Here is a 25,888-nt window from a genome sequence, read left to right as displayed (position 1 = left end):
CACCTGACCGACTGATCGCTGGAGTCCCACGTTGAACACCACTGTCTCCGCCGCCGGCCTCACCGTGCGCTACGGCGGCACCCCGGCGCTCGACGGCGTCACCCTGTCGCTGACGGACGGCGTCACGGGCCTGCTCGGGCCCAACGGCGCCGGAAAGACCACCCTGTTGAAGGTCCTGGCCACCGCCGTACCGCCGGACGCCGGCGCCGTCACGGTGCACGGCGCGGACCCGGCCACCCCGGCCGGCCGGCTCGCGGTCCGCCGCACGCTCGGCTACCTCCCGCAGACCCCCGCCTTCCACCCGGACTTCACGGCCTTCGAGTTCGTCGACTACGTCGCCATCCTCAAGGAGCTCACCGGCCGCGGCGGCCGCCATCGCGAGGTACGGCGCGTCCTCGACCAGGTCGGCCTGGCCGACGTGCGCGGCAGGCGGATCAAGCGGCTGTCCGGCGGGATGCGGCAGCGGGTCGCGCTGGCCGCCGCGCTCGTCGGCGACCCCCGGTTCCTGGTCCTGGACGAGCCGACGGTCGGACTCGACCCCGAACAGCGCATGCGGTTCAGGGAGCTGATCGCGGAGGCGGGCGAGGACCGCACGGTCCTGCTCTCCACCCACCAGACCGAGGACGTGGCGATGCTCTGCAACCGGGTGATCGTGCTCGCCGAGGGCCGGGTCCGCTTCGACGGCACGCCGGCCGGGCTGACGGCCCGCGCGGCCGGACGCGTCTGGAGCAGCACGGAACGCGCCCCGGGTGCCCGGGCGAGCTGGCGCACCGGCACCGGTGCCTTCCGCAACGTCGGCGACCCGCCCACCGGCGCCGACCTGCTCGAACCGACCCTGGAGGACGGCTACCTGCTGGTCCTCGAAGCGGCGGGGACCGAGGTGGCGGCGGCATGACGACGACACTCGTGACGAATCCGGCGGCCGCCGGGCGCGCCGGCCACGACCGCGACACCGCGTCCGCGTCCGTCTTCGCCCTGGCCGTGTTCGAGGCCCGCCAGCTGCTCCTCCAGATCCCGCTGCTCGTCTTCGGCCTGCTGTATCTCGCCTATGTCGGGTACGGCCTGATCGGCCGGGACGAGGGCATGGACGCGTATCCGGTCCTGCACGACGTGGACCGCGCCACCCAGGGCGGACCGGAACTGCTCGCCGTCGCCCTGCTGGTGTGCGTGCACCGGGCGGCGCTGCTCAACCGGCGGCGGGGCCTGGAGGAGCAGTTCGGGGTGCTGGCGATGCCACCCGCACGCCGTACGCTCGCCCACGCCCTGTCCGCCGTGCCCTTCGCCGTCGGCGTGGCCGTGGTGGTCGACGTCCAGTTCGCCCGGGCGGCGCTGCGGCCGGGCGCGGTCGGCCACGGCTCGGTGTTCGAACTGGCGGTGGCCCCGCTGACCGTCCTGCTGGCCGGCGCGCTCGGCGTACTGCTGGCCCGGGTCCTGCCCCACCCGGCGGCCCCGCTGTTCTTCCTGCTCGCGATCGGGTTGGTCACCAGCCTGCTGACCGCCGGCTCGGGCACGCACGGCGTGGACTGGCTGTGGCCCGCGGTGCTGCAGAACGGCGGCACCCCGGTCCCCGGCGAACTGCTGGGCCGCCCGGCGGGCTGGCACGCGCTGTACCTGACGGGGCTCACGGTGCTGCTGGTGTGCGTGGCGATGTGGGTGGCCGGCGGCAGGGCGCGGCTCCTGAAGGCGGCGGCCGCCGTGGCCCTGGCGGCGGCGGTGGCCGGCGCGGCCGGTCAGACGCCGGGGGACTCCGCGGGTCTGCAGGCGGCGCGGAAGGCGGAGGCGGACCACCCGGCGAAGTTCCAGACGTGCGTCGAGCGGGCGGGCTCCCGGTACTGCGCCTACCCGGACTGGAAGGGCTGGACGGTCGACTGGGCCGGAGTCGTCCATCGCGTCCAGTCCGAGGCGGGCGGCGAGCAGGCCACCACCCGCCTCACCGTCCGCCAGCGCATCCAGGAGATCACCGACCTCACCACGGACGCCACCCTGCCGACGAGCTCCACCCCCGGCACGGTCACCGTCGGCACCCAGTGGGGCGGCAACCGGGTCCCCGAGTTCGCGGTCGGGGTCGCCCGGGTCCTGGTCGCGGGCAACGAGCGGGCCTCCGTCGAGATGTGCGACGCCCGCGCCGTCACCACGATGTGGCTGGCCCTGGCGACCGACCCCACCCCCGAGGACACCTTCCGCCACCTCCGCATCGACGACAGCCTCAGCGGCTCGGCCGCGGTCCTCACCCCGGACGGCGGCAGCATGTCCGTCTCGGCCCAGCAGACCGAGGTCGTACGGGAGCTGTTCCGGGAGCCGCACGACACGGTGGCGGCCCGGGTGAAGGCCCACTGGCAGGAGCTGGTCTCCCCGCACACGACGACGGCCGAGGCGGCCCGCCTGCTCGGCGTGCGGGTGCCGAAGGGCCCGGACGACTGCCTGACCGGGTGACGCGGGCACGGACAGTCCCTGCCGCTGAGGCCCCCTCAGGTCTCCGTCCGGTACATCAGGTCCGTCTCGTGGGTCGTGAAGCCCAGGCGTTCGTATACCGCCACCGCCGCCGTGTTGTCGGCGTCGACGTAGAGCATCGCCGTGGGCAGGCCGCGGTCGGCCAGATACCGCAGGCCGATGGTCGTGAGGGACTTGCCGAGGCCGCCGCCCTGGGCGGCGGGGGAGACGCCGAGGACGTAGACCTCGCCCAGGCCCTCCGCGTCGTGGACCTTCGTCCAGTGGAAGCCGAGGAGTTCGCCGCCGCGTTCGGCGAGGAAGAAGCCGGCCGGGTCGAACCAGGGCTGGGACATGCGGTCGTCCAGGTCGCGCTGGGTGAGCGAGCCCTGTTCCGGGTGGTGGGCGAAGGCCGCGGCGTTGACGGCGAGCCAGGCCGCGTCGTCCCGGCCGGGCACGAAGGTGCGGACGGTGACACCCTCGGGCAGCTTCGGGTCCGGCAGGTCGAGGTCCGTCAACGGGCGGCGCATCTGGCGCAGTTCGCGGAACAGGGTGAGGCCGAGGACCTGGGCGAGGTGGCGGGCCGCCGAGTGGCCGCCGTGCGCCCACACCCGCAGCCGCTTGCCGGACGCGGCCAGCAGGGCGGCGCCCAGCGCGCGGCCGTGACCGTGGCCCCGGTGGGCCGGGTGGACGACCAGTTCCGCGGCCGGCGCCTCCACCGGGTCGGTGTCCTCCAGCTGGGCGTAGCCCACGAGTTCGCCGCCGACGGACAGGAGCAGATGGGAGACGCCCTCCCGGGCGCCGCCGGCGAGCTGGAGGCGGCCCTGCTCGGACACCGGTTGCTGGCCGTCGGCCCGCGCGGCCTCCGCCAGCAGTTCCCGTACGGCCTCGGCCTGATCCGGGGCGAGCGCGGAGAAGGTGTCGATGGAGCGGGAGTACATGGGCGGCCGTGCGGTGTCGTCGCTGGTCATGCGTACGAGGGTACGGCGCCTGATCGGCAAAGTGGGGACACCGGGGAAAGGTGCGGAAAGGTAAAGGGCAGGGCAATCGGCAACCAAGATGTAACCATGAACACCCTGTTGTGCTACGCGCGTTGACCCTAGGCTGCGCCGGACCGGGCCACTTCTCAGCAGACCCACAGGGGGCTCCATGCAAGCGAAGTCCAGACCGTCCAGACGCCGTACGTACGCGCTGCTCGCGTCGGCCGCGGGGCTCGCCACCGTCGCGGCCCTGGCGAGCGCGCTGCCCGCCGACGCGCACTCCGGCAAGGGGCACGGGCACCAGCACCCCAGCCGCTACCAGGACGTCCAGCTGCTCTCCTTCAACGACCTGCACGGCAACCTGGAGCCGCCGTCCGGTTCCTCGGGCCGGGTCACCGAGGCCCAGGCCGACGGGACGACGAAGACCATCGACGCCGGTGGTGTCGAGTACCTCGCCACCCACCTGCGCGCGGCCCGCAAGGGGCACCCGTACTCCGTCACCGCCGCCGGCGGCGACATGGTCGGCGCCTCCCCGCTCATCTCCGGCCTCTTCCACGACGAGCCGACCATCGAGGCGCTCAACAAGCTCGACCTGGACGTGACGACGGTCGGCAACCACGAGTTCGACGAGGGCGCGAAGGAACTGGCCCGCCTCCAGAACGGCGGCTGCCACCCCACCGACGGCTGCTACACGGACAAGAAGTTCAAGGGCGCCGACTTCCCCTACCTGGCGGCCAACGTCCTGGACGAGAAGACGGACAAGCCGATCCTCAAGCCGTACTGGGTCTGGCAGAAGAAGGACGTCAGGATCGGCTTCATCGGCGTCACCCTGGAGGGCACGCCCGGCATCGTCTCCGCCGACGGCGTCAAGGGCCTGGCCTTCAAGGACGAGGTCGAGACCATCAACAAGTACGCCAAGGTGCTCCAGCGCCAGGGCGTCCAGTCGATCGTGGCGCTGGTCCACGAGGGCGGCTTCCCGGCCTCCTCCAGCTACAACTACGACTGCGACTCCGCGGGCGCCGGCAGCGGCATCTCCGGCCCGATCGTGGACATCGCGAAGAACGTGACCCCGGCCGTGGACGCGCTGGTCACCGGCCACACCCACACGGCGTACGTGTGCACGGTCGACGACCCGGCCGGCAACCCCCGCATGGTCACCTCCGCCGCCTCCTTCGGCCGCCTCTACACCGACACCACGCTGACCTACGACCGCCGTACCGGCGACATCGCGCGTACGGCCGTGCAGTCCGCGAACCACGTGGTCACCCGGGACGTCGCCAAGGCGCCCGACATGACCGAGCTGATCAGCAAGTGGAACACCCTCGCCGCCCCGATCGGCAACCGCGCCATCGGTTACATCGCCGCCGACGTGAACAACACCGGCACCGAGTCCCCGATGGGCGACCTGATCGCCGACGCCCAGTTCGCGTACGGCAAGGAGCTGGACCCGGGGACCGACCTCGCGCTCATGAACCCGGGCGGGGTGCGGGCCGGGCTGACCTACGCGGCGAAGGGCAGTGAGGGCGACGGCGTCGTGACGTACGCCGAGGGCTTCACCGTGCAGCCGTTCGCCAACACCGTGAACCTCCAGGACTTCACCGGCGCGCAGCTGATCCAGGTGCTCAAGGAACAGGTGAGCGGAACGAACGCGGCCGCGCCGAAGATCCTCCAGCCGTCCGCCAACCTCACCTACACCCTGGACCTGACGAAGACCGGCGCGGACCGTGTCGTCACCGACTCCATCCGCCTCGACGGCGCGGTCGTCGACCCGGCCGCCACCTACCGCGTCGCCACCAACTCCTTCCTCGCGGGCGGCGGCGACGGCTTCACCACCCTCGGCCAGGGCACGAACGACCTCGTCGGCACCGACGACCTGTCGGCCCTCGCCCAGTACCTGACGGCCCACTCCTCGGCCACGAGCCCGCTCGCGCCGCCGGCCGCGAACAGGATCACGATCGTGCAGTAGCCGCCTGCTCCTGCGGTAGCACGCCTCCGGGCCCGGTACGCACCCCCGTGCGTACCGGGCCCTTTCTGCTGCATCTGCTGGATCCGTTGGATAAAACCTATGTGAGGCAGCGAACGGTTCCCGGTTGCTCCTGAAAATTCATCTCAGCCGCAATTCATCGAGGTCTAAGTGAAAATGGCTTTCTCCGGCTCTCGGATCACGTAATGTTTTCCATGTCGAAAGCGAACGGCGCGGACGACAGAACGAAGGAGAAGGACATGAGCTTCCATAAGATCGTCCCGGTGAAGAAGGCCGAGAAGCCCGCCCCGAAGCTGGCTCCGAAGAACCAGGACTGCAAGAAGTCCCAGCCCAAGCGCCCCGTGGGCAACCGCTAACTCACCAGCCCTGAGGAGGGAATTTTCATGAGCTTCCACAAGATCGTCCCCGTCAAGAAGCACTGCAAGCCCGCCCCGGCCCCGAAGAAGCCCGCGCCGAAGAAGCCGGAGCCGCAGCGCCGCCCGGTCGGCGACGAGCGCTGACAAAGAATTTACAGACGTAATTCAAATCAATTCACAGGTTGTTGCGGCGGGGCAGTAGAGAAACTGTTGCAGAACCACGACAGAAGTCACCGCAGAAGTCTTCGCAGAAGTCTTCGCAGAGAGGTAGAACACCATGAGCTTCCACAAGATCGTCCCCGTCAAGAAGCACCCCAAGCCCGCCCCGGCCCCGAAGAAGCCCGCGCCGAAGAAGCCGGAGCCGAAGCGCCCCGTCGGCGACCAGCACTGACACACCCCGTGAGGCGGGGCCACCGGTTACGCGTGGTCGCACCGGTGGCCCCGCCTCGGCCATGTCCGTCCCCCTGATCTCCCCCCCCGACTACCCCTGAAGGGAGTTGCCGACCATGAGAGAAGCCCGTACGGCCTTCCGCCGCTTCTGGCCGCTGACCCGCGGCGACCGCAAGTGGCTGTGGATGATCATCGCGTGTGTCGTGGTGTCCGCCCTCGCCGAGACCGCCGCGATCCTGCTCTTCGCCGACCTCACCGACAACGCCCTGCAGGCCGGTTCGCTCTCCGCCTTCTGGGGCCCGGCCGGCGCCTGGCTGCTGGTCGCCGCGGTGGGCGCGTTCGTCGGCTACCTCGGCAACTCGCTGGCCACCTGGACCGCCGAGAGATTCGTGCTGCGCCTGCGCGCCAAGGTCTTCCGGCACGTCCAGGACCTGCCCCCGCACTTCTTCCAGCAGCACCGCCGGGGCGACCTGGTGGAACGCCTCACCGGTGACGTCGAGGCCATCGAGCAGATGGTCGTCTCCGGTGTCGTCGGCACCGTCGCCGCCGCCTTCTCCGCCGTCTTCTACGCGGCCGCCGCCTTCTGGCTGCGCTGGGACCTGGCGCTGGCCACCTTCGTCCTCGCGCCCCTGTTCCTGTTCGCCGCCCGCCGCTTCTCCGGCCGCATCAGGACGGCGTCCCAGGACGAGCGGGTCGCCGACGGCGCGATCACCTCCGTGGTCGAGGAGTCCCTCGGCAACGTCGTCCTCACCCAGGCGTACAACCGCCGCCGGGACGAGGAGCAGCGCCTCGACGTCGAGGCCCGCGCCTGGATGCGGGCGAGCGTGCGCGGGGCCCGGCTCAGCGAGATGTACGCGCAGTTCGTCGAGGTGGTCGAGACCCTGTGCGTGCTGGCCGTGATCGGCCTGGGCGTCTGGGAGATCTCCGCCGACCGCATGACCCTCGGCCAGCTCCTCGCCTTCGCCGCCTTCCTCGGCTACCTCTACCCGCCGATCCGCAACCTCGGCCAGCTCGGCCTCACCCTCACCGCGGCCACCGCGGGCGCCGAGCGCATCGGCGAGATCCTGGACGCCGAGCCCGCCGTCACCGACCCCGCCGAGCCCGTCGGCCCCTGGCCCGTCCGCGGCTGGGTCAGCTTCCACAACGTCTCCTTCCGCTACCCGGAGTCGCCGCGCGCCTCCCTCCGGGACGTCGACTTCGCGGCCGGCCCCGGCGAACTGGTCCTGGTCACCGGCAAGAGCGGCGCCGGCAAGTCCACCCTCTCCAAGCTCCTCACCCGCTTCTACGACCCCTCGGCCGGCGTGATCTGCCTGGACGGCGTCCCGCTCGGCGACGTCCCCCTGGAGTTCCTCCGCGAGAACGTCGCCCTGCTCCCGCAGCAGACGCTGATCCTCAACGGCACGGTCCGCGAGAACATCGAGTGCGGCCGCCCCGGCGCGAGCGACGAGGAGATCGAGCGGGCGGCCCGCGACGCGGCGGCGCACGACTTCATCGCCGCACTCCCCGAGGGGTACGACACCCACATCGCCCCCGGCACGGCGGCCCTCTCCGGAGGCCAGCTCCAGCGGATCGCCATCGCCCGCGCGATGCTCCGCGCCGCCCCGGTCCTCGTCCTCGACGAGCCGACGGCGGGCCTGGACGCGATCGCCGCCCGCCAGGTGGTGGCCCCGCTGCGCAGGCTCATGGCCGGCCGCACGACCATCATGATCACGCACGACCTCACCCTGGCCCCCGACGCCGACCGGATCCTGGTCGTCGACCACGGCCGGCTGGTGGAGGCGGGCACCCACGCCGAACTCCTGGCCCGCGACGGCGCCTACGCCGCCCTGGCCCACCCGCTCCCGGAGGCGATCGCGGCCGAACCGGCCCCGGCCCCGGACGAGACGATGATCCTCAGGTGGTAGCACCGTTCCTGAGCGTGTACCCCATCCCGCGCACGGTGTGGATGAGCCGCGGTTCGCCGCGGCTCTCCAGTTTCCGCCGCAGGTACATGACGTAGACGTCCAGCGTGTTGGAGGCCGGCGCGAACTCGAAGCCCCACACGTCCCGCAGGATCCGCTCCCGGCTGAGCACCCGCCCCGGATGGCGCAGCAGGAACTCCAGCAGCGCGTACTCGGTCTTGGTCAGGTCGAGGGCCCGGTCGCCGCGGTGCACGGTCCGGGTCCGCAGGTCCATCGCGACGTCGTCGTAACCCAGGAGCCGGTCTCCGGGTGGGGCCGTCGCCGCCTCCCGCCGCGGGCTGCGCCGCAGCAACGCCCGCACCCGGGCGAGGAGTTCCTCGGCGGCGAACGGCTTGGCCAGATACCCGTCGGCGCCGTTGTCGAGGGCGACGATCCGATCCCCCACGGCATTCCGCCCCGTGATCATGAGAATCGGCACGGTGGACCCGGAGGCCCGGATCCGCCGCGTGGCCGCCAGACCGTCGAGGCCCGGCATCTCCACGTCCATCAGCACCAGGTCCGGCTCGCTCTCCGGAGCCCCGACCAGATCGAGGGCCACTCTGCCGTCCCCGGCGAGGACCGTCTCGTACCCCTCGAACCTGAGCAGCCGCCCGATCCCGTCCCGCACGGCCGCGTCGTCGTCGGCCAGCAAAATCTTCCTCGCCATCTGACTCGCCATCCGACAAAAGTGTGACGAGGGGCTGTGACGGGGCTGGGTGAGGGATGTGGATGGGCTACGGCTGCCGGGCAGGCGGTCACACCGGGCTCACGGCGAGCACGACCGCGATGATCAGTGCCGTCAGCGCCAAGGCCACCACCACGGTCCACGTCTTGCCCCGCGCGATCCGCCGTACGATCCGCTCCTCGAGGTCCGGACGGCGCTCCCAGGTGAGGCCTCGGTACGGGGTGGCGGCTGCACAGAGGTCGGCGACCTCGGCGTACGGGTCGTCCAGCTGCCAGCTGTTGAGCTGCGGGAGTGTGAACCGACGGCCCTCGAAGTCGTACAGGTAGGTGATCCACTCCGGATACGTCGTCCCGGCGTTCCTGCCCGGGGCGCGTTCGACCCGGATGTCGTACACCTCCTGCCAGGACCAGGTCCGTCCGCGCAGAGCCCACTGCGCGGTGATGCCGTGGGCCGTCACCCGGGTGTGTGCCCGGTACTGGTTCAGGGGGACCATGACCAGGACCGTCACGAGCATCAGCCCGAACGCCAGTGAGCCCCATCTGCGCAGCCCGCTGTCGCCCGTGTACACCTGCAGGAGCGCCACCCCGATGGTCACGGCCGCCGCCACGAAGTACTGCCCCGGGAGCCTGCGCCGTCTCCGGTACACGCGCTCCACGCCTGTTGTCTCCCCCATCGAGGCCCCCTCCTCGGCCCGCACCGAACTGGTGCGCGGCTGAGAAGAGGATAAGACCGCGCGCTGTGACGTCAGTTGGGCCCCTGCGCCACTCCGGAGCGCGGCGGCCGGGCACTCCAGTACCACTGGAGTACCGCGGCGAACACGGCGCCCGAGACCAGGGGTACGCACACGAAGAGCACGAGCGGATGGTCCGGACGCTCCGTCAGGACCAGCCAGAAGTCGACCGGGATCATGAGGATGAAGGCCACGAGCCCGCCGTACACCCCCCATACCCGTGCCCTGCGCCGCATGGCCCCCTGCCGGATCCGCTCCTCGACGTCCGGACGGCGCTCCCAGGTGAGGCTTCGGTACGGGGCGGCGGCCAGGCAGAGCTCCGCGACCTCGGCGTAGGGGTCGTCCAGCTGCCAGTCGTTGATGTGCGGGAGCAGGAAGCGGCGGCCCTGAAAGTCGTACAGGTAGGTGATCCACTGCGGGGCCGTCCGACCGGAACCGCGCGGCGCCTGCTCGACCCGGATGTCGTACACCTCGGACCAGGTCCAGCTCCGCGCACGCACCGGACCCTGCGCGGTGATCCCCGCGGCCGTGACCCTGGTGTGCGCCCGGAACCGCTCCAGCGCGAGCCGCACGACGGCCAGGACCATCAGCGCCACGATGAACGGCGGCGCCCACCGGAACCCGCCCCCGTCGCGGTCGGCGGACACCCTGCTGGTCTGGATGAGCGCGTTCAGCAGTATCACCCCCAGCAGGAGGAGTTGCGTCAGGGGCGGGTTGCGCCGCCTCCGGTACTCCCGCTCGACTCCACCCTCGTCCACGTCGTCCCGTACCCCTCCCCTGGCGCACCGAACGGGTGCGCGACTGGGGGAGAGGATATGGCCGCTTGCTGAGGCGCCGGCGACCGGTCGGGTCCCGTCGGAGGAACGTGGATCGAGCCGAGCCGTGGCGGACCGTTCCGCCTTCGCTCGAACGGGTGAGCTGGAGTCGATTCCCCTGGTCACTCATGGCGCCGTACCTACCGTGATCGCGTTGCTTGTGCCGCAGGCAGGCCCAGCCCGCACTTGATGAGGAGGTGTCCCCTTGACCGCTCTCGCACATGAGAGGCCCGAGACCATGTCCGAGGCTTCGGCTGACATCGTGAACGGACCCGACCTGGACGAGGTCCTGTGGCAGGCATGGAAGGCCATGGAACTCCCCGAGGGCTACCGCGCCGAGATCATCGAGGGAGCCATCGAGGTGTCGCCCACCGGTCGTCTGACCCACGCCCAGATCACGAATCGCCTGCGACGGGCGCTGGACAAGTTCCTGGACGGTGGCGAACATGCATGCCACCAGGACACCAACGTCATCCACAAGCGCAAGGGGTGGATTCCAGACGCATTCGTCGCTCCCGAAGACCTGGAGGAGTATGCCGACGAGGAAGGACTGGGAGTGGAGGCCTCCGCCGTCCATCTCGTCGTCGAAGTAGTCTCCCCGGGCAAACGCAACCAGGACCGCGACCGCGTCCGCAAGCGCCGCGAGTACGCCCGCGCCGGAATCCCCGTGCACGTGATCATCGACGACTACGACGGCCAGGGCGCCGTCACCCTCTTCACCGGGCCTCGCCCCGACAGGGCCGACTGGGAGGACATCCACCGTGTCCCCTACGGCACCGAGGTCACCGTCCCCGAAGGACCCGCCAAGGGGTTCGTGATCGGGGAGACGATCACGGGCCCGAAGCGCGGGTGAGTGCTCTCTTACAGGGGGTCGGCTCGGTATGGGGGCACCTCTCGCTCGCCGCACCCGGGGTCTGGACGAGGACAATGGGCGACTGCCACGAACGGGTGAAGCCGATGAAAGACGGCTCGGCCGGTTTTATGGAGTGGCTATGGTGGAGCCATGACGGACACCACCACGATCCAGGTCTCCCGGCAGGCCCGAGACCACCTCGCGCAGATCGCCAAGGAAAGAGGGCTGACTCTGGGGCAGCTCGTGGACGAACTGGCGGCCCAGCAGCCCACGGCTGAACAGATCGCCGAGCGGCTCGCCGCCGATCGCCAGGTTGTGCGGGACGTGATCGGGCTCGACATCAGCGACGAGGAGTTCGAGCAGGCCCCTGACGTGCTCGGCAACATCCGTCGGATTGCCGCTGAGAAGGCGCGCGCGGCCAGGGGGGCCGCAGCAGCGTGATCATCCTCGACACCAGCGCGACCCGCGCGTTGGCGGACGGCCACAAGACGCTGAACCTCCTGGCCGCGAACATGGCGCGTACCCCTGGCGATCTCCTGCGCATCCCTGCGATCTGCCTCATGCAGGCGGAGTCGGAGGACGAGGGCGTCGCACGCCGCGTCCTCGCGTTCTCTTCCGTCGAGGTCGACGAGCTGAACACGGCCGCGGCAGCCACCGTCGGCACGATGATCCGGGACGGATACGGCGGAGCCGACACCTGTCATGCCCTGTATGCGGCACTGCCGCGTCCCGACTTCAACGGGATGTCCATCCTCCTGACCGACCGTGAAGATCGTTACCCGCCTGGAGTGGTGGCCATCGGCATCGACTCCCCGGGAATGCTCGGCTTCCACTGAGCCTCCGGCGGACTCTCATCCCTCGCGTCCCTCGCGCTCCAGCAGGCGCCCGCCCCGGCATAGTCCCCGTCTGGGACAGCAAGCTCCCGGCGGCCGGCCAAGGCCCTCCTTGAGGAGGCGGCGAAGATCCGCCATCGGGTACGAGCTGTGGAGCCCGGGGAGTGACTCACGGTTTCATGGGGCCGCCCTGGCAGATGGACTGGCGGCTCGACGCTCTCGCTGCCCTGAAAGCGTTGCCTGCACACGTGCGAGAAATGGTCTACGCAGCGCGTGCCAAGCTGGTCATAGCCAAGGATCCCTATTTCCGCGGCATCGAGACCGACGTCGGCCTCCCTGAGAGGCATGAAAGTCAGGCCGATCCGGTCCACCGAGCCCAAGGGCGCCCACGCGCTCTTCTTCGACTACGGCAACGGCTGGCCGAAGTACACCTTCTCCAGACGAGCCGAAGATCCGCAGATCCTGGTCGAGGAGCTCTTCCGGCTGGAATTCAAACCGCCTGCCCCGCCGCCTCCGGCGGAGCCGTAGGCGCCCCCGGCAGTCGTACCGTCGCCACCGTGCCGCCGCCGTTCGCGCGGGCCAGGTTCACGTCGCCGCCCGCCTGCTGGACGGTGCGGGCCACGATGGACAGACCCAGTCCCGAGCCCGGGAGGGCCCTCGCGCTCGGGGAGCGCCAGAAGCGGTCGAAGACGTGGGGGAGTTCGTCCTCGGGGATGCCGGGGCCGTGGTCGCGGACGGTGAGGACGCCGCGGTCCAGGGTGACGTCGATCTTGCCGCCCTCCGGGCTGAACTTCACCGCGTTGTCGAGGATGTTGACGATCGCCCGCTCCAGGGCGGAGGGCTCCGCCCGGACGAACCACGGCTGGACGTCCGCCGTGATCGTCAGCTCCGGGCCACGCAGCCGGGCCCGGCGCAGGGCCGCCTCGACCGTGTCCTGAAGGGCCACGATCTGCACGCGCTCGCCACGCTGCCCCTCCGAGCGGGACAGCTCCTGGAGGTCGCCGATCAGCGAGGCCAACTCCGTCATCTGCGCCTTCACCGACGCGAGCAGCGCCTTGCGGTCCGCCGGGGGGATCGGGCGGCCGGTCTCCTCGCTGCGGGTGAGGAGTTCGATGTTGGTACGGAGGGAGGTGAGGGGGGTGCGGAGCTCGTGTCCCGCGTCCGCGATGAGCTGCTGCTGGAGCTCCCGGGAGTTCGCCAGAGAGGTGGTCATGCTGTTGAAGGAGCGGGACAGCCGCGCGATCTCGTCGTCCGACTCCTCCTCCACCGGGATGCGGACGCTCAGATCCTCGGTACGGGCGACGTGCTCGACGGCTTCGGTGAGCTTGTCGACGGGGCGGAGGCCTGCACGGGCGACGGCGAGGCCTGCGGCTCCGGCGCCGAGGACTCCGATGCCGGAGACGAGGAGGAGGATCAGGGCGAGGTCTTTGAGGGTGTCCTGGGTGCTCTTCAGGGGGACGGCGGTGACCAGTCCGACGTAGGTGCCGGTATTGGTGGGGAACACCTGGGTCATCACGCGCAGCGCGTTGCCGTCCTTGTCCGTGCCGTCGCGGAAGTAGAGAGTGTTGACGTCCCCGGCCTTGATGACGTCTTTGTCGGCCTGACTGACCTTGATCACGCCTGTCGAGTCACGGGCGAGGCAGATCGTGCCGTCTGCCTTGACTACCTGGCCGTAGCTGATTCGCAGGCCGTTGGTGTCCTGAACCGTGTCGGTGCAGTCGGCGAGGGCGTTGTTGGCGGCCATGTACGCCGGCCCGCGTACCTTCTGCAGGTCACTCTCGAGCTGGTCGTACAGCTTCCCCTGCACGATGAACCAGCAAGTCACCGAAACCGCCGCCACTGCGAACGCCACCGCTGCCGCGACCAGCATCGACAGGCGGGACCGGAGCGGGAGGTTGCGGAAGCGGCGGGCGAGCCTGTTCACTCGGCGCCGCCCTGGCGCAGGACGTACCCGACGCCGCGCACGGTGTGGACGAGGCGCGGCTCGCCGCCGGCCTCGGTCTTGCGGCGGAGGTACATGACGTAGACGTCGAGCGAGTTGGAGGAGGGCTCGAAGTCGAAGCCCCAGACGGCCTTCAGGATCTGCTCGCGGGTGAGGACCTGGCGCGGGTGCGCCATGAACATCTCGAGGAGGGTGAACTCGGTGCGGGTGAGCTCGACCTGGCGGCCGGACCGGGTGACCTCGCGGGTCGCGAGGTCCATGCGCAGGTCGCCGAAGGTCAGGGCCTCGTCCTCCTCGACCCCGTCGGCCAGGGAAGCCGCGTAGGAGCTGCGACGGAGGAGGGCGCGGATACGGGCGAAGAGTTCGTCGAGTTCGAACGGCTTGACCAGGTAGTCGTCGGCCCCGGCGTCGAGGCCGGTGACGCGGTCGCCGACCGTGTCCCGGGCCGTCAGCATCAGGATCGGGGTGGTGTCGCCGGCCCCGCGGATGCGGCGGGCGGCCGTCATGCCGTCCATGCGGGGCATCTGGATGTCGAGGACGATCAGGTCCGGCTTGTAGGCGGTCGCCTTCTCCAGCGCGTCCGCGCCGTCGACCGCGACCTCGGTCTCGTACCCCTCGAAGGCGAGGCTGCGCTGGAGGGCTTCGCGTACGGCCGGCTCGTCGTCGACGATCAGGATGCGCTGGGGTTCACGGTCGCCATCGGCGGGGCTCATCGCTCGCGGTTCCTCGGGGTGCGGTGGTACTGGGTCGGGACGCCTCTCAGCCTCGCATGTTTCCGGGCTGTCGGGTATGCACGCTGGTGGGGCGAACGCCCTAGCCGCGTACCAGGGTCATGCGGCTCAGCGGCACCTTGCGCTGGTGCGGCCGGGCCGCGGAGGTGCGGAGCCCCATCAGCTGCGGAGCCGGTGCGACCTCCGGAGCGCGCGGGGCCGGGGCCGGGGCCACCGCCGCCTCCGTCGGTGCGTGGAGCTCGTACGCCACGGCAAGGGCCAGGCTGAAACCGGCCGGGCTGTCGGCGGCCATCGGGTGCGAAACCTGCTTGATCATGACGTACTCCCTTGCTCGTGCGTGCCGTGCGTGCCGTGCGTGCCGTACGTGCCGTACGTGGTCTGCCGTTGCTCAGTTGGTGGAGCCCGCCCGCAGCTTGGCCAGGTCGGACTTGACGGTGTTGATCGGGATGGCGAAGCCGAGGCCGACGCTGCCCGCGTCCGAGGAGGACGAGGAGGAGTCCGAACTGGCCGAGTACATCGCCGAGTTGATGCCGATGATGTTGCCGCCGGCGTCGATCAGCGCGCCGCCGGAGTTGCCGGGGTTCAACGAGGCGTCGGTCTGGATCGCCTTGTAGGTCGTGGTGGACGAGCCGGTGTCGCCGTTGAACTGCTGGCCGCCGAAGGAGAACGGCCACTGGCCGCTGCCGCCGCTGCCCTGCTGCTGCTCCTGCTGGCCCTCGTCGGTGGAGACGGTCACGTCCCGGTTGAGCGCGGAGACGATGCCGCTGGTGACGGTGCCGGTCAGGCCCTCGGGGGAGCCGATCGCCACGACCGAGTCGCCGACCTGGACACCGTCGGAGTTGCCGAGGGTGGCGACGCTGAGGCCGCTTGCGCCCTTGAGCTTGAGGAGGGCGAGGTCCTTGGAGCTGTCGGTGCCGACGACCTCGGCCGTGTACGACTTGCCGTCGCTGGTGGAGACCTTGATCGACTGGGCGCCGGAGATCACGTGGTTGTTGGTGATGATCTCGCCGTCGCTGGTGATGATGATGCCGGAACCGGTGGAGGTGCCGTTGCTGAGGGTCGCGTTGACCTCGACGACGCTCGGGCTGACGGCGGCGGCGATCGTGGCGACGTCGCCCTTCTTGCTGGAGGGCACCACGCTGGTGGTGGTGCTGCTGGAGACGACGTTGTTCTTGCCGGTCAGCTCCTGGAAGGCGTACGCGGTGCCGCCGCCGACGGCAGCCGCGACGATCGCGACCGCGGCGAGGAGGGCTATCGGGCCCCGGGTGCGCTTCTTCTTGGCGTGGACCGAGTGCTCGGGGTGCTCCGGGTGCTCCGCCGGGTGCTCCGCTTCGGGGCCGACCGCGGGGAGTACGGCCGTGCCGCCGCCGTACCCGCCGCCCTGACCGCCGTCCGCCGCCGGCTCCGCGGCCACCGGCTGCTGCGCCGGCTGGTGGGTGGGCGGGGGCGGCCACTCCGGGTTGACGGGGGAGGAGGCGTGCTGCTGCTGGGGGTACGCGCCCTGGTAGGCGTCACCCTGGGGACCCTGCGGGTTCTCGTACTCGCCGCTGCGGCGGAAGCTCTCGGTCATGACAATTAGCTTGTCCCGCGACCATGAGAGCCTCCTGAGTGCCCGCTGAGAACGCCGCGAGAAGCGCGTTTGCCCGATATAAGGAACCTTCTCGCAGGTCGCGGGGGGTTCTCAGACGGCGTTCATGAAGGCTTTGCTGTGGATTTCCGGGTGCGGGCCGGTGGGGGCTGGTCGCGCAGTTCCCCGCGCCCCTTTGGGGCGCGTCTGTGGCGCCCCTCGCTACAGCGCCCCGTCAGGGGCGCGGGGAACTGCGCGAGCAACCACGACGCCCCCGCAGTCGACGTACTACTCCACGCACCCGCAGGACCCACGCACCACCAGCCGCGAGGGAAACGTCTTCAGACGCTCCCTCCGCGACCCCGCCACCCGCAACCCGTCGTCGAGGACCAGGTCCACCGCCGCTCGGGCCATCGCCGGACGGTCGGAGGCGATCGTCGTCAGCGGCGGGTCCGCCAGCGCCGCCTCCTTGATGTCGTCGAAGCCGGCCACCGCCAGCTCCCCGGGCACGTCGATGCGCAGCTCGCGGGCCGCCCGCAGGACGCCGAGCGCCTGGTCGTCGGTGGAGCAGAAGATCGCCGGGGGGCGCTGGGGACCGGCGAGGATCTCCAGGGCGACCTTGTACGCGTCGTACCGGTTGTACGGCGCCTCGAACAGCCGGTCCTCCGTCGGCAGGCCCGCCTCGGCCATGGCCCGGCGCCAGCCCTCGACGTGGTCGGAGACCGGGTCGCCGACGGCCGGGGTGTCGGCGGTGCCGCCCATACAGGCCACGTAGTCGTAGCCGTGCTCCAGCAGATGGCGGACGGCGAGCTGGGCGCCGCCGAGGTCGTCCGTCACCACCGCCACGTCGTCGATCGCCTCCGGCCGCTCGTGCAGCAGCACCACCCGGGCGTCCCAGGCCTCGATCTCGGCGGCCGCCAGGTCGTTCAGGGCGTGCGAGACGAGGATGAGGCCGGAGACCCGCATCCCGAGGAACGCGCGCAGGTAGTGGACCTCGCGCTCCCCGACGTAGTCGGTGTTGCCGACGAGCACCATCTTTCCGCGCTCGGACGCGGCCTGCTCGACCGCGTGCGCCATCTCGCCGAAGAACGGCTGACGGGCGTCCGGGATGATGAGGCCTATGAGGTCGGTGCGCCGCGAGGCCATCGCCTGGGCGACCCGGTCGGGGCGGTACCCCAGCTCCTTGATCGCCGCGAGGACACGCTCGCGCGTGGCCGGGGCGACCGGCCGGGGTCCGTTGTTGATGACATAGCTGACAACGGCGGTGGAAGTACCCGCCAACCGCGCCACATCATCCCGAGTCACCTTGGCCACGCGCGGAGTCTACGCGGATGGACCGGCTCTGGGCAGGGCGTATCGAAGCTTCGCTTGCGGAAGCAATGCCCCGTCCGGGCGACGCCCATGCCTCGCCCGGACGACGACTATGCCTCGGTGGGTACCTCGACCGCGTCCAGGGCGGCCGATGCGTCCGCATCCTCCGCCTTTGCGAGCTCCGCCTTGGCCCTGGCCTCGTCGCTGAGCCGGTCGCCCTTCTCCGGCGTAACGAATCGATAACCGACGTTCCGGACCGTTCCGATCAAGGACTCGTGCTCCACGCCGAGCTTGGCGCGCAGCCGTCGTACGTGTACGTCGACGGTCCGGGTGCCGCCGAAGTAGTCGTACCCCCAGACCTCCTGGAGCAGCTGTGCGCGTGTGAACACCCGGCCGGGGTGCTGGGCGAGGTATTTCAGCAGCTCGAACTCCTTGAAGGTGAGGTCGAGGACCCGTCCCTTCAGCTTGGCGCTGTACGTCGCCTCGTCGACCGACAGGTCGCCGTTGCGGATCTCCATGGGGGAGTCGTCGTTGACGATCTGCTGGCGGCCCATGGCGAGCCGCAGCCGGGCCTCGACCTCGGCGGGACCCGCGGTGTCGAGGAGTACGTCGTCGATGCCCCAGTCGGCGGTGACGGCGGCGAGCCCGCCCTCGGTGACGACGAGGATGAGCGGACAGCCGGGGCCGGTCGAGCGGAGCAGCTGGCAGAGGCTGCGGACCTGCGGGAGGTCGCGGCGGCCGTCGATCAGGATGACGTCGGCACCCGGGGTGTCGACGAGGGCGGGGCCTTCGGCCGGGGCGACCCGCACGTTGTGCAGGAGCAGGCCGAGGGCCGGCAGCACCTCCGTCGAAGGCTGGAGGGCGTTGGTCAGGAGCAGCAGAGAACTCATATGTCTGGTTCCTCCTCGGTCCCTGCGAGGACTGTGTGCAATGACACTGCGCTGCGCTCCCGATGTTCCGTACACCGCGGGTCACCTGGAGTTTCCCGCTTCGTATACAGCCCTTCCGAAAGCACAAAAGGACCCGGTGGCGGCGCTGCCCGAGTCCTCTGCCCAGCAGAATAGCCCACATGAGCATTGGTCCGGCAGGTCATGTGGCACGTTCCGTCGTTCGTCCGGCATATGAGACGAGCAGAAACGGCTCTATGCGGACGTTTCTGCGCACGGACGACGGGGTTTCCATCGATTCCGTATACGATCCCGCCGCCGTCGTATACGACGGCTCCCGGCCACTCTCCCGTGACCTGGTGTTCGTCATGGCCCACGGTTTCACGGGCGACGTGGACCGGCCACACGTACGACGGGTGGTGGCGGCCCTGACGGATTACGCGCCGGTGGTCAGCTTCTCCTTCCGCGGCCACGGCCGGTCCGCCGGCCGCACCACCGTCGGCGACCGCGAGGTCCTCGACCTGGCGGCGGCGGTGGCGTGGGCCCGGGACCTCGGCCACACCCGCGTCGTCACCGTCGGCTTCTCGATGGGCGGCTCGGTGGTCCTGCGGCACGCGGCCCTGCACGCCGGAGCGGACGCCGTGGTCTCCGTGTCGTCCCCCGCCCGCTGGTACTACCGGGGCACCGCCCCCATGCGCCGCGTCCACTGGCTGGTCACCAGACCGGCGGGCCGGCTGATCGGCCGCTACGGCTTCCACACCCGTATCCACTACCGCGACTGGGACCCGGTGCCGATCTCCCCGGTCGAGGCGGTGCCGAAGATCGCCCCGACCCCGCTGCTGATCGTGCACGGCGACAGCGACGGCTACTTCCCGGTCGACCACCCCCGGATGCTGGCCGACGCCGCAGGTGGCGCGGCCGACCTCTGGCTGGAACCGGGCATGGGCCACGCCGAACACGCGGCGGACGACCGGCTCCTGGCCAGGATCGGCGACTGGGCGGTCTCCAGGGCGGGCTAGCCTGACCCCGTACACAGCCGATGTACACAACCGATGTACACAGCCGACTGATCGACTCTCTTGAGGAACCGGATGCCCAAGGTCACGGTGCGCTACTGGGCCGCCGCGAAGGCCGCGGCCGGCATCGCCGAGGAGCCGTACGACGCGGACACCCTCGCCGAGGCGCTGGCGGAGGTACGCGTGCGACACCCCGGGGAACTGGCGCGCGTCCTGCGGCGATGCTCCTTCCTCATCGACGGTGACCCCGTGGGCACGCGCGAACATGAGACGGTACGGCTGGCCGAGGGCGGCACGGTCGAGGTGCTCCCGCCGTTCGCAGGAGGGTGAGCGAGAGCGATGACCAACCAGCCGTATGACTCGTACGGGCAGTACGAGGGCCACGACCCGTCGTACCAGCAGCAGCCTCCCGCCCAGCCGCAGCCGCAGCCGCAGTGGGGGTACGAGGAGCAGCAGTACGCCACGCAGCAGTGGCAGGGGCAGACCTGGGAGACGCAGACGCACGCGCCGGTGCAGGCGGCGGCCGCGGAGACGGGTTACCTGCCGCCGCAGTCCTACGAGCGGCCGTACGTCGCCGACCAGCAGCAGCCGTACCCCACGCCCGCTCCCGCGCAGCCGCAGCCGCAGCCGCAGCCCGAGGCACCCACCCCGGCCCCGACCCCTGCCCCGGCCCCCGCCGAGTCCGCGGACGAGGGCTACGGTCCCGCGACCCTCGCCGGCAACGCCCGCATCACGGACGCCCAGCGGGCCCGCCTGGAGGGCCGCTCGCCGATCATCGAGCCGGGCATGCAGCCGGCGCTGCTCACGGCGGCGCTGGGCCTGCTACTCGCGGTGGCGGCGCCCATCTCCTCGTACGCCCTGGCCGTCCCCCTGGTGATCCTGCAGGCCGTCACGGCGGCGGGCTGGTTCCGGCTGAACGGCATGTGGCCGGCCCGGCAGGGCATCGCGCTCGCCTTCCTGGGCGGGGTCACGGCGGACGTGGCGGTCCTGGTGGCGGGCCGCGACCAGGCGCCGGCGGCGATCCTCGGCCCCCTGGGCATCTGGGTCCTCCTCACCCTCGTCCTCCAGCTCCGCTCGCACGCGGACCCCGACACCCGTATGTACGGCCTGATGGCCACGGTCGCCTCATCCGCGCTGGCGATCATCGCGACCGGTTACCTGGGCGCGGACCCCGACGCGGTGTCGGTCGGCGCGGCCGCGGTCGCGGTGGCGGTCCTGGCCCGGGCGCTGCCCCTGCCGACCCCGGCGTCGGTGACGGTGTCCCTGCTGGCCGCGGCCGGGGCGGGCATCGCGGTGGGCGGCATGACGGGGCTGGGCACGAAGGGCGCGCTGATCGGAGCGTCGGCCGCGGTCTGCGCCCTCGTCGGCCACCGCGCGGCGAGCTACGACTACCCGTCGAGGTTCGTCCACTTCACAGCAGGCGTGGCCCTTCCCCTGACGGCGGCGGCCCCGGTGGTGTGGATCCTGCACTAGCTTTCCCACCCACCCACCCGACTCGGTTCGTGGAACAGCGAGGTCGAACAGCTTTCCCACCCACCCACCCGACTCGGTTGGCAGTGGGGCGAGGTCGAAGAAAAGTGGCTGGGCTTCGAACGCCGGTCGTGCAGCGCCCCGTCAGGGGCGCGGGGCTGTGTCCGACATGCGGCTCCGCCGCGTGGGCGCGACCAGCCCCCACCGGCCCGCGCCCGAACATCGGCCGGTTCACCCCTGATGCGGGGGTCTGGGGGCGGCAGCCCCCAGCATCACCAGCGCCCGCACTGTCACAGCTGCTCGACAATCTCCCGTCGGCCCGCCCCCGCAGGGTTAGCGTGGCGGCACCGACATGAGCAGCCGACCCCGGGGGAAACCGACCACATGCGTGCCCTGCGAATCTTTCTGATCGTCGTCGTCGTCCTCGGCGTCCTCTTCGTGATCGTCGACCGGGTCGCCGTGCACTTCGCCCAGGGCGAGGCCGCCGACAAGCTGAAGACGACGGAGAACCTCGCGAGCACCCCCGATGTCTCCATCAAGGGCTTCCCGTTCCTCACCCAGGTCGCGAGCGGCACCCTCGACGACGTGCACGTCGGCATCAAGGAATACGACGCCACCACCGGCACCACCGGCAAGACCATCCGGATCCAGGACCTGAACGCCGACATGAAGGACGTCACCTTCACCGGCGACTACAGCTCCGCCACCGCGCAGACCGCCACCGGCACCGCGCACATCTCCTACGCCGATCTGCTGAAGGACGCCCAGACGGAGCCCACCGACCTCGGCCTCGGCTTCACCGGCCAGGTCGTCGGGCTCGCCTACGGCGGCAACGGCAAGATCAAGGTCACCGTCGACGTCACCGTCCCCGGCGTCAGCGCCCACCAGAAGGCGACCGTCCTGAGCACGGTCACCGTCAAGGACAACACCGTCCAGGTGCACGCCGACAACCTCCCCAAGCTCGCCGGTGTCGGCCTCGCCGAGGACCGCTTCCGCCAGGCCTCCGACTTCCAGCAGGCGATCGACCAGCTCCCCGGCGGCATCAAGCTGGACAAGGTGGAGGCCGCGCAGGACGGTGTGGAGATCGCGGTGAAGGGTTCGAACGTCCTGCTCGCCGGGTAGAAGCGGCACGGCGGGGACCGGCGCCGTTCCAGCACGCGAGACGGTCGCGTCCGTACAGTAGATGTGATGACCGATACAGGCGCCCGGCTGCCCCCGAATCACGCCCCGGGCACCCACCCCGTCCCACAATTCGGACGATCGCGTCTCACCATACGACATGCCGGTGACATGCCCGCTTATCCGTCCCTACGATCGAGCCCATGAAGCGTCAGGCGGATCTCACGAAGCGGCGGGCAGTCGACCTGTGCCGCGTCGCCGCCATGCTCTGTCGCCCCTTCTGACGGCGGAGGCCGTGCCGCCTCCGCATCCCCCTTGCCCTCCCTGCCGAGGGCATCCGTGCGCTCTGCCGCGCACCCACCCGCACTCGCACGCCCCGCCGCAACTGCCCCGGAGGAGAAAGAGCATGAGCCGCAGCGACGTCCTCGTCGATGCCGACTGGGTCCAGGACAACCTGGACAACCCCGAGATCGCGATCGTGGAGGTGGACGAGGACACGTCCGCCTACGAGAAGAACCACATCCGAGGCGCGATCCGCATCGACTGGACCAAGGACCTGCAGGACCCGGTCCGCCGCGACTTCATCGACCAGGAGGGCTTCGAGAAGCTCCTGTCGGCGAAGGGCATCGCCAACGACACGCTGGTGATCCTCTACGGCGGCAACAACAACTGGTTCGCGTCCTACGCCTACTGGTACTTCAAGCTCTACGGCCACGAGAACGTCAAGCTCCTCGACGGCGGCCGCAAGAAGTGGGAGCTGGACGCCCGCGACCTGGTCGAGGAGGTCCCGGACCGCACCGAGACCACCTACAAGGCCAAGCCGCAGAACACCGCCATCCGCGCCTTCCGCGACGACGTCGTGGCGGCCATCGGCTCGCAGAACCTCGTCGACGTGCGCTCCCCCGACGAGTTCTCCGGCAAGCTGCTCGCCCCGGCCCACCTGCCGCAGGAGCAGTCCCAGCGCCCCGGCCACGTCCCGTCCGCGCGCAACATCCCGTGGTCGAAGAACGCCAACGACGACGGCACCTTCAAGTCGGACGACGAGCTCAAGGAGCTCTACGCCGAGGAGAACGTGGACCTCGCCAAGGACACCATCGCCTACTGCCGTATCGGCGAGCGTTCGGCCCTGACCTGGTTCGTCCTGCACGAGCTGCTCGGTGTCGAGAACGTCAAGAACTACGACGGCTCCTGGACCGAGTACGGCAGCCTCGTCGGCGTCCCGATCGAGCTCGGCGCCAACAAGTAAGCCCCCGACCCCTTAAGGACAGACCATGTGTGGAGCGAAGGCCGGCGGCCCGGACGCCTCGACGATCAAGCCCGGTGAGACCACGATCCAGGGTCAGGTGACGAAGGACGGCGAGCCCGTGGTCGGCTACGTCCGCCTGCTCGACTCGACCGGCGAGTTCACCGCGGAGGTCCCCACCTCCGCCACCGGACAGTTCCGCTTCTACGCGGCGGAGGGCACCTGGACCGTCCGCGCCCTCGTCCCCGGCGCCACCGCCGACCGCACGGTCGTCGCCCAGCAGGGCGGCCTGGCCGAGGTCGCGATCGCGGTCTGAGACCAGCGGCAGCACAAGGGCCGCGCCTCCGGTACCCACACCGGAGCCGCGGCCCTTCGCCGTACCCGGACCGAGCCCCGACGCTGTCTCCACCATGGCGCCGGCCCCTGTCTCCGCCATGGCGCCGGACCCGCCGTGCCGACCTACCCTGGATGCATGCTGGCCCGTCGCCGTCGCGTCGCCCCTTCCTGACGCGTCCCTCGCACTGCTTCGCAGGCTTCGGGGCCGCTGCGCCGGACTCCGTCCGTCGGCCCTGCGGTGGGTGTATGCCGACGGTTCTGCCATGGCGCCGGACCCGCCGTGCCGACCTACCCTGGATGCATGCTGGCCCGTCGCCGTCGCGTCTACTTCGTCATGATGGGGATCTGCATCGGTCTCTTCGTCCTGGCGTGGGGTGTCGTGCGCATCTGGTCGGTCCCCGCCGCGGTGGGGATGTGCGTGGTGGCCATGGTCATCCCGCCGGTCGCCGCGATGGTCGCGAACCGCCGGGGCCCCGACGACCGCTGGTGGGACGATCCCTCCGGCGACCCCCAGTCCGACGAGTGGTGGGACGAGCTGGACGGCAAGAAGCGCCGTCAGTAGACCAGCGGCCGTCAGTAGACCAGCGCCTGGGTACCGTCCGTCATCGCCTCCTGGACGAAGACCTGGGCGCCCGCGATGCGTACGCCCTCGATGACGTCCTTCTCCGTGATGTCCCGGCGGGCCGCGCACTGCGTGCAGAGGGTGAGCGTGCCTCCGGCGAGGATCGACTCGATCAGGTCGGGGAGCGGGGCCGCGTGGGGGAGTTCGAACTCGGCGGCCCGGCCCGGCAGGGCGAACCACGCGGATTCGCCGGTCAGCCACATCGACACCTCGACGCCGCTCGCCACGGCCACCGCCGCCACCGTGAACGCCTGCGAGCACCGCTCGGGGGCGTCCGCCCCCGCCGTCACCTTGATCACCAGCTTCTTCGCCATGCCGGAAGCGTAACCACCGCCCGGGGCGCCCGTGCCGTCGTCAGTATCCGACGGCCTCGCGGAGCAGCAGCACGGTGCCGCGTCCCGGGCGGGGGTCCGCGTTCAGGACGAGCAGGAGGTTGACGGCGCTGGGCGACCCGTACACCTCCCGGGCGCGGGCGTCCTCCAGCGGGAGGGCGTGCTCCTCGACGCGGCGCAGCGCCGTGTTCAGGTCGGGCACCACCTTCTGCGCGCCGACGATCCAGACCGCGTGGCCGGCCCCGCCCGCGTTGGCGGGGAGCTGGCTGCCGCTGCCCGAGGCGAGGACGAGCGAGCCGGTCTCGGTGACCGCGGCGACGCTGTTGACCACGAACTCGGGAACGGCGACCAGCCTGCGGATCTCGTCGGCGTCGGTGACCCGGTCCATGGCCAGGACGCGCGGCCTGACGGCGTCGTACCGCCCGCCGCCGTTGATGTCCTCTTCGATGCCGGACAGCCGGAGCGTCTCGCTGGCCCCGGTGAACACGGTGGCGCCCTCGGGGAGCAGGTCCCTGACCCGGGCGCGCGCGGCCGCGGTGTCGTCCAGGATCTCGGCGGCGAAGCCGTTGGCACGCAGTGCGGCGGCCGTCCGCTCCAGCCGTTCGGACGGTGCCGGGTCGGCGAAGGAGGCGGCAGGGGCCGCTCGGGGCGCCGCGCCCGCCAGCGGGGAGGTGTCGAGGTACCTGACCTCGTACACCCGCTCGGCGAACCGCCAGCCCTCCGCGGTGCGCCGGTAACGGTCGTGGTAGACGGCGTAGTTGAGTCCCTGGCGGCCGTCGAGGGTGCGGGCGAGTTCCTGGATGTAGGCGCGGCCGGTCGCGGTGTCGCCGTCGCCGTCGATCAGGATCGTGCCGGGGTGCGTGTTCTGCACGAAGAAGTCCCACTGGCTCTGCAGCCGCTCGCCCCCGGCGAGGATCTCCTCGCGGCCGATCAGCTCGACGGGGATGTCGGGCATGCGCAGGGCACCGTCGGGGGTGAACAGCGAGGCCAGGCGGGGCCGGTCGCGCATCATCGCCGCGTCGGTGAACTCGCCGCGCAGTGCCTCGATCTCGACCCGGTCCGCGATGGCCTGGAAGTCGTTCATGAAAGTCCCCTCGCCGTCGACGTGTTGTCGTCGTCCTCACCGGTACGACAACGCAGCCCCGCGGAATGTGAGGCGGCGCGTCGGCCTCACATTCCGGCGCGCTGTTCTGTCGTAACGGGTAGGGGCACAGGCACACGGGCGAGCGAGGGAGACGGGCCGGCCATGACCGCGGGAGCCGAGCGGGACGAACAGGGTGCGCAGGGTGAGCAGGGTGCGCAGGGCGACCGGGGCGGCC

28 protein-coding genes are annotated in these 25,888 nt (G+C 70.8%); 16 read left to right on the top strand and 12 right to left on the bottom strand.

The genetic code is table 11. The annotated features are described in order from the left end of the window. Positions 1-31: 31 nt before the first annotated feature. Together ACFWPQ_RS36085 and ACFWPQ_RS36080 are read left to right on the top strand one after the other, a co-directional pair. Entirely contained in the window at positions 32-895 is an 864-nt protein-coding gene (locus ACFWPQ_RS36085) for an ABC transporter ATP-binding protein (protein ID WP_384044415.1), read from the top strand. Then, positions 892-2,433, top strand: a complete 1,542-nt coding sequence (locus tag ACFWPQ_RS36080) for an ABC transporter permease (RefSeq protein WP_384044412.1) — start codon at positions 892-894, stop codon at positions 2,431-2,433. The genes ACFWPQ_RS36085 and ACFWPQ_RS36080 overlap by 4 nt, the downstream gene beginning before the upstream one ends. 35 nt (positions 2,434-2,468) lie before the next feature. Here the strand turns inward: ACFWPQ_RS36080 and mshD are convergent, their stop codons facing one another. Beyond that, positions 2,469-3,398: a mycothiol synthase gene (gene mshD / locus ACFWPQ_RS36075; protein WP_384044409.1), complete on the bottom strand. Its 930-nt coding sequence runs from the start codon at positions 3,396-3,398 to the stop codon at positions 2,469-2,471. Positions 3,399-3,576: 178 nt separating this feature from the next. On the opposite strand from mshD, the gene ACFWPQ_RS36070 reads away from it, so the two are divergent. Next, positions 3,577-5,373, top strand: a complete 1,797-nt coding sequence (locus ACFWPQ_RS36070; RefSeq protein WP_384044407.1) for a bifunctional metallophosphatase/5'-nucleotidase — start codon at positions 3,577-3,579, stop codon at positions 5,371-5,373. Between the two features lie 880 nt (positions 5,374-6,253). After that, positions 6,254-8,041, top strand: a complete 1,788-nt coding sequence (locus tag ACFWPQ_RS36065; RefSeq protein ID WP_384044404.1) for an ABC transporter ATP-binding protein — start codon at positions 6,254-6,256, stop codon at positions 8,039-8,041. On the opposite strand, the gene ACFWPQ_RS36060 is transcribed toward ACFWPQ_RS36065, so the two are convergent. The 3 genes from ACFWPQ_RS36060 to ACFWPQ_RS36050 form a co-directional block, all read right to left on the bottom strand. Continuing rightward, positions 8,031-8,744: a response regulator transcription factor gene (locus tag ACFWPQ_RS36060; RefSeq protein ID WP_384044401.1), complete on the bottom strand. Its 714-nt coding sequence runs from the start codon at positions 8,742-8,744 to the stop codon at positions 8,031-8,033. The two genes, ACFWPQ_RS36065 and ACFWPQ_RS36060, sit on opposite strands and share 11 nt — an antisense overlap. A gap of 88 nt (positions 8,745-8,832) precedes the next feature. Next, the gene (locus ACFWPQ_RS36055) at positions 8,833-9,435 is read right to left on the bottom strand and encodes a PH domain-containing protein (protein ID WP_384044398.1); all 603 of its coding nucleotides are present in this window, start codon (positions 9,433-9,435) and stop codon (positions 8,833-8,835) included. 71 nt (positions 9,436-9,506) lie between these two features. Next, a complete protein-coding gene (locus ACFWPQ_RS36050; protein ID WP_384044395.1) occupies positions 9,507-10,250 on the bottom strand; it encodes a PH domain-containing protein in 744 nt (247 codons plus the stop codon). A 262-nt stretch (positions 10,251-10,512) separates the two neighbouring features. On the opposite strand from ACFWPQ_RS36050, the gene ACFWPQ_RS36045 reads away from it, so the two are divergent. The 4 genes from ACFWPQ_RS36045 to ACFWPQ_RS36030 all read left to right on the top strand — a co-directional run bounded on the left by ACFWPQ_RS36045 (position 10,513) and on the right by ACFWPQ_RS36030 (position 12,521). Further along, complete coding sequence (locus tag ACFWPQ_RS36045) at positions 10,513-11,160, top strand: Uma2 family endonuclease (protein ID WP_384044392.1); 648 nt, start codon at positions 10,513-10,515, stop codon at positions 11,158-11,160. A gap of 150 nt (positions 11,161-11,310) precedes the next feature. After that, the gene (locus tag ACFWPQ_RS36040; RefSeq protein WP_384044389.1) at positions 11,311-11,601 is read left to right on the top strand and encodes a hypothetical protein; all 291 of its coding nucleotides are present in this window, start codon (positions 11,311-11,313) and stop codon (positions 11,599-11,601) included. Beyond that, positions 11,598-11,996, top strand: coding sequence for a hypothetical protein (locus ACFWPQ_RS36035; RefSeq protein ID WP_384044386.1), 399 nt, complete (start codon positions 11,598-11,600; stop codon positions 11,994-11,996). Before ACFWPQ_RS36040 ends, ACFWPQ_RS36035 begins: the two co-directional genes overlap by 4 nt. Before the next feature lie 342 nt (positions 11,997-12,338). Beyond that, positions 12,339-12,521 (top strand): hypothetical protein, encoded by a 183-nt coding sequence (locus ACFWPQ_RS36030; protein WP_384044383.1) that lies wholly within the window; start codon positions 12,339-12,341, stop codon positions 12,519-12,521. Here the strand turns inward: ACFWPQ_RS36030 and ACFWPQ_RS36025 are convergent. The 6 genes from ACFWPQ_RS36025 to ACFWPQ_RS36000 form a co-directional block, all read right to left on the bottom strand. Further along, on the bottom strand, positions 12,484-13,917 hold the full coding sequence (locus ACFWPQ_RS36025; RefSeq protein ID WP_384044380.1) for a sensor histidine kinase: 1,434 nt from the start codon (positions 13,915-13,917) through the stop codon (positions 12,484-12,486). The two genes, ACFWPQ_RS36030 and ACFWPQ_RS36025, sit on opposite strands and share 38 nt — an antisense overlap. Then, entirely contained in the window at positions 13,914-14,648 is a 735-nt protein-coding gene (locus ACFWPQ_RS36020; RefSeq protein WP_361300203.1) for a response regulator transcription factor, read from the bottom strand. The genes ACFWPQ_RS36025 and ACFWPQ_RS36020 overlap by 4 nt, the downstream gene beginning before the upstream one ends. Before the next feature lie 100 nt (positions 14,649-14,748). Continuing rightward, positions 14,749-14,982 (bottom strand): hypothetical protein, encoded by a 234-nt coding sequence (locus ACFWPQ_RS36015; RefSeq protein WP_384044378.1) that lies wholly within the window; start codon positions 14,980-14,982, stop codon positions 14,749-14,751. Between the two features lie 72 nt (positions 14,983-15,054). Continuing rightward, positions 15,055-16,236: a S1C family serine protease gene (locus tag ACFWPQ_RS36010; protein ID WP_384044376.1), complete on the bottom strand. Its 1,182-nt coding sequence runs from the start codon at positions 16,234-16,236 to the stop codon at positions 15,055-15,057. A 285-nt stretch (positions 16,237-16,521) separates the two neighbouring features. Then, positions 16,522-17,547, bottom strand: a complete 1,026-nt coding sequence (locus tag ACFWPQ_RS36005) for a LacI family DNA-binding transcriptional regulator (RefSeq protein ID WP_384044373.1) — start codon at positions 17,545-17,547, stop codon at positions 16,522-16,524. 107 nt (positions 17,548-17,654) lie between these two features. Further along, positions 17,655-18,434: a response regulator transcription factor gene (locus ACFWPQ_RS36000; RefSeq protein ID WP_217546290.1), complete on the bottom strand. Its 780-nt coding sequence runs from the start codon at positions 18,432-18,434 to the stop codon at positions 17,655-17,657. A gap of 179 nt (positions 18,435-18,613) precedes the next feature. Here ACFWPQ_RS36000 and ACFWPQ_RS35995 point away from each other — a divergent pair, with 179 nt between their 5' ends. From ACFWPQ_RS35995 to ACFWPQ_RS35960, 8 genes are all read left to right on the top strand, one after another. Then, a complete protein-coding gene (locus ACFWPQ_RS35995) occupies positions 18,614-19,450 on the top strand; it encodes an alpha/beta hydrolase family protein (RefSeq protein ID WP_384044370.1) in 837 nt (278 codons plus the stop codon). A gap of 72 nt (positions 19,451-19,522) precedes the next feature. Further along, positions 19,523-19,777 carry a MoaD/ThiS family protein gene (locus ACFWPQ_RS35990; RefSeq protein WP_361300189.1) on the top strand — a complete coding sequence of 85 codons (255 nt, stop codon included), beginning with the start codon at positions 19,523-19,525 and terminating at the stop codon, positions 19,775-19,777. Between the two features lie 9 nt (positions 19,778-19,786). Continuing rightward, a complete protein-coding gene (locus tag ACFWPQ_RS35985) occupies positions 19,787-20,920 on the top strand; it encodes a hypothetical protein (RefSeq protein WP_384044367.1) in 1,134 nt (377 codons plus the stop codon). A gap of 381 nt (positions 20,921-21,301) precedes the next feature. Continuing rightward, positions 21,302-22,039, top strand: a complete 738-nt coding sequence (locus ACFWPQ_RS35980; RefSeq protein ID WP_384044364.1) for a DUF2993 domain-containing protein — start codon at positions 21,302-21,304, stop codon at positions 22,037-22,039. A 200-nt stretch (positions 22,040-22,239) separates the two neighbouring features. Continuing rightward, a complete protein-coding gene (locus ACFWPQ_RS35975) occupies positions 22,240-22,320 on the top strand; it encodes an Ms5788A family Cys-rich leader peptide (RefSeq protein ID WP_350751515.1) in 81 nt (26 codons plus the stop codon). A 122-nt stretch (positions 22,321-22,442) separates the two neighbouring features. Then, positions 22,443-23,282: a sulfurtransferase gene (locus tag ACFWPQ_RS35970; protein ID WP_361300180.1), complete on the top strand. Its 840-nt coding sequence runs from the start codon at positions 22,443-22,445 to the stop codon at positions 23,280-23,282. A gap of 25 nt (positions 23,283-23,307) precedes the next feature. After that, a complete protein-coding gene (locus tag ACFWPQ_RS35965; RefSeq protein WP_003991226.1) occupies positions 23,308-23,595 on the top strand; it encodes a DUF1416 domain-containing protein in 288 nt (95 codons plus the stop codon). Positions 23,596-23,916: 321 nt separating this feature from the next. After that, positions 23,917-24,177: a DUF3099 domain-containing protein gene (locus tag ACFWPQ_RS35960; protein ID WP_384044360.1), complete on the top strand. Its 261-nt coding sequence runs from the start codon at positions 23,917-23,919 to the stop codon at positions 24,175-24,177. 11 nt (positions 24,178-24,188) lie between these two features. Here the strand turns inward: ACFWPQ_RS35960 and ACFWPQ_RS35955 are convergent, their stop codons facing one another. After that, positions 24,189-24,551, bottom strand: a complete 363-nt coding sequence (locus ACFWPQ_RS35955) for a DsrE family protein (protein WP_217546300.1) — start codon at positions 24,549-24,551, stop codon at positions 24,189-24,191. A gap of 40 nt (positions 24,552-24,591) precedes the next feature. Next, positions 24,592-25,653, bottom strand: coding sequence for a nuclear transport factor 2 family protein (locus tag ACFWPQ_RS35950; protein ID WP_384044357.1), 1,062 nt, complete (start codon positions 25,651-25,653; stop codon positions 24,592-24,594). Positions 25,654-25,888 lie beyond the last annotated feature (235 nt).

It is taken from the genome of Streptomyces sp. NPDC058464, from assembly GCF_042721035.1.
Classification (GTDB): Bacteria; Actinomycetota; Actinomycetes; order Streptomycetales; family Streptomycetaceae; genus Streptomyces.
This window is presented reverse-complemented; position numbering and strand designations above follow the sequence as displayed.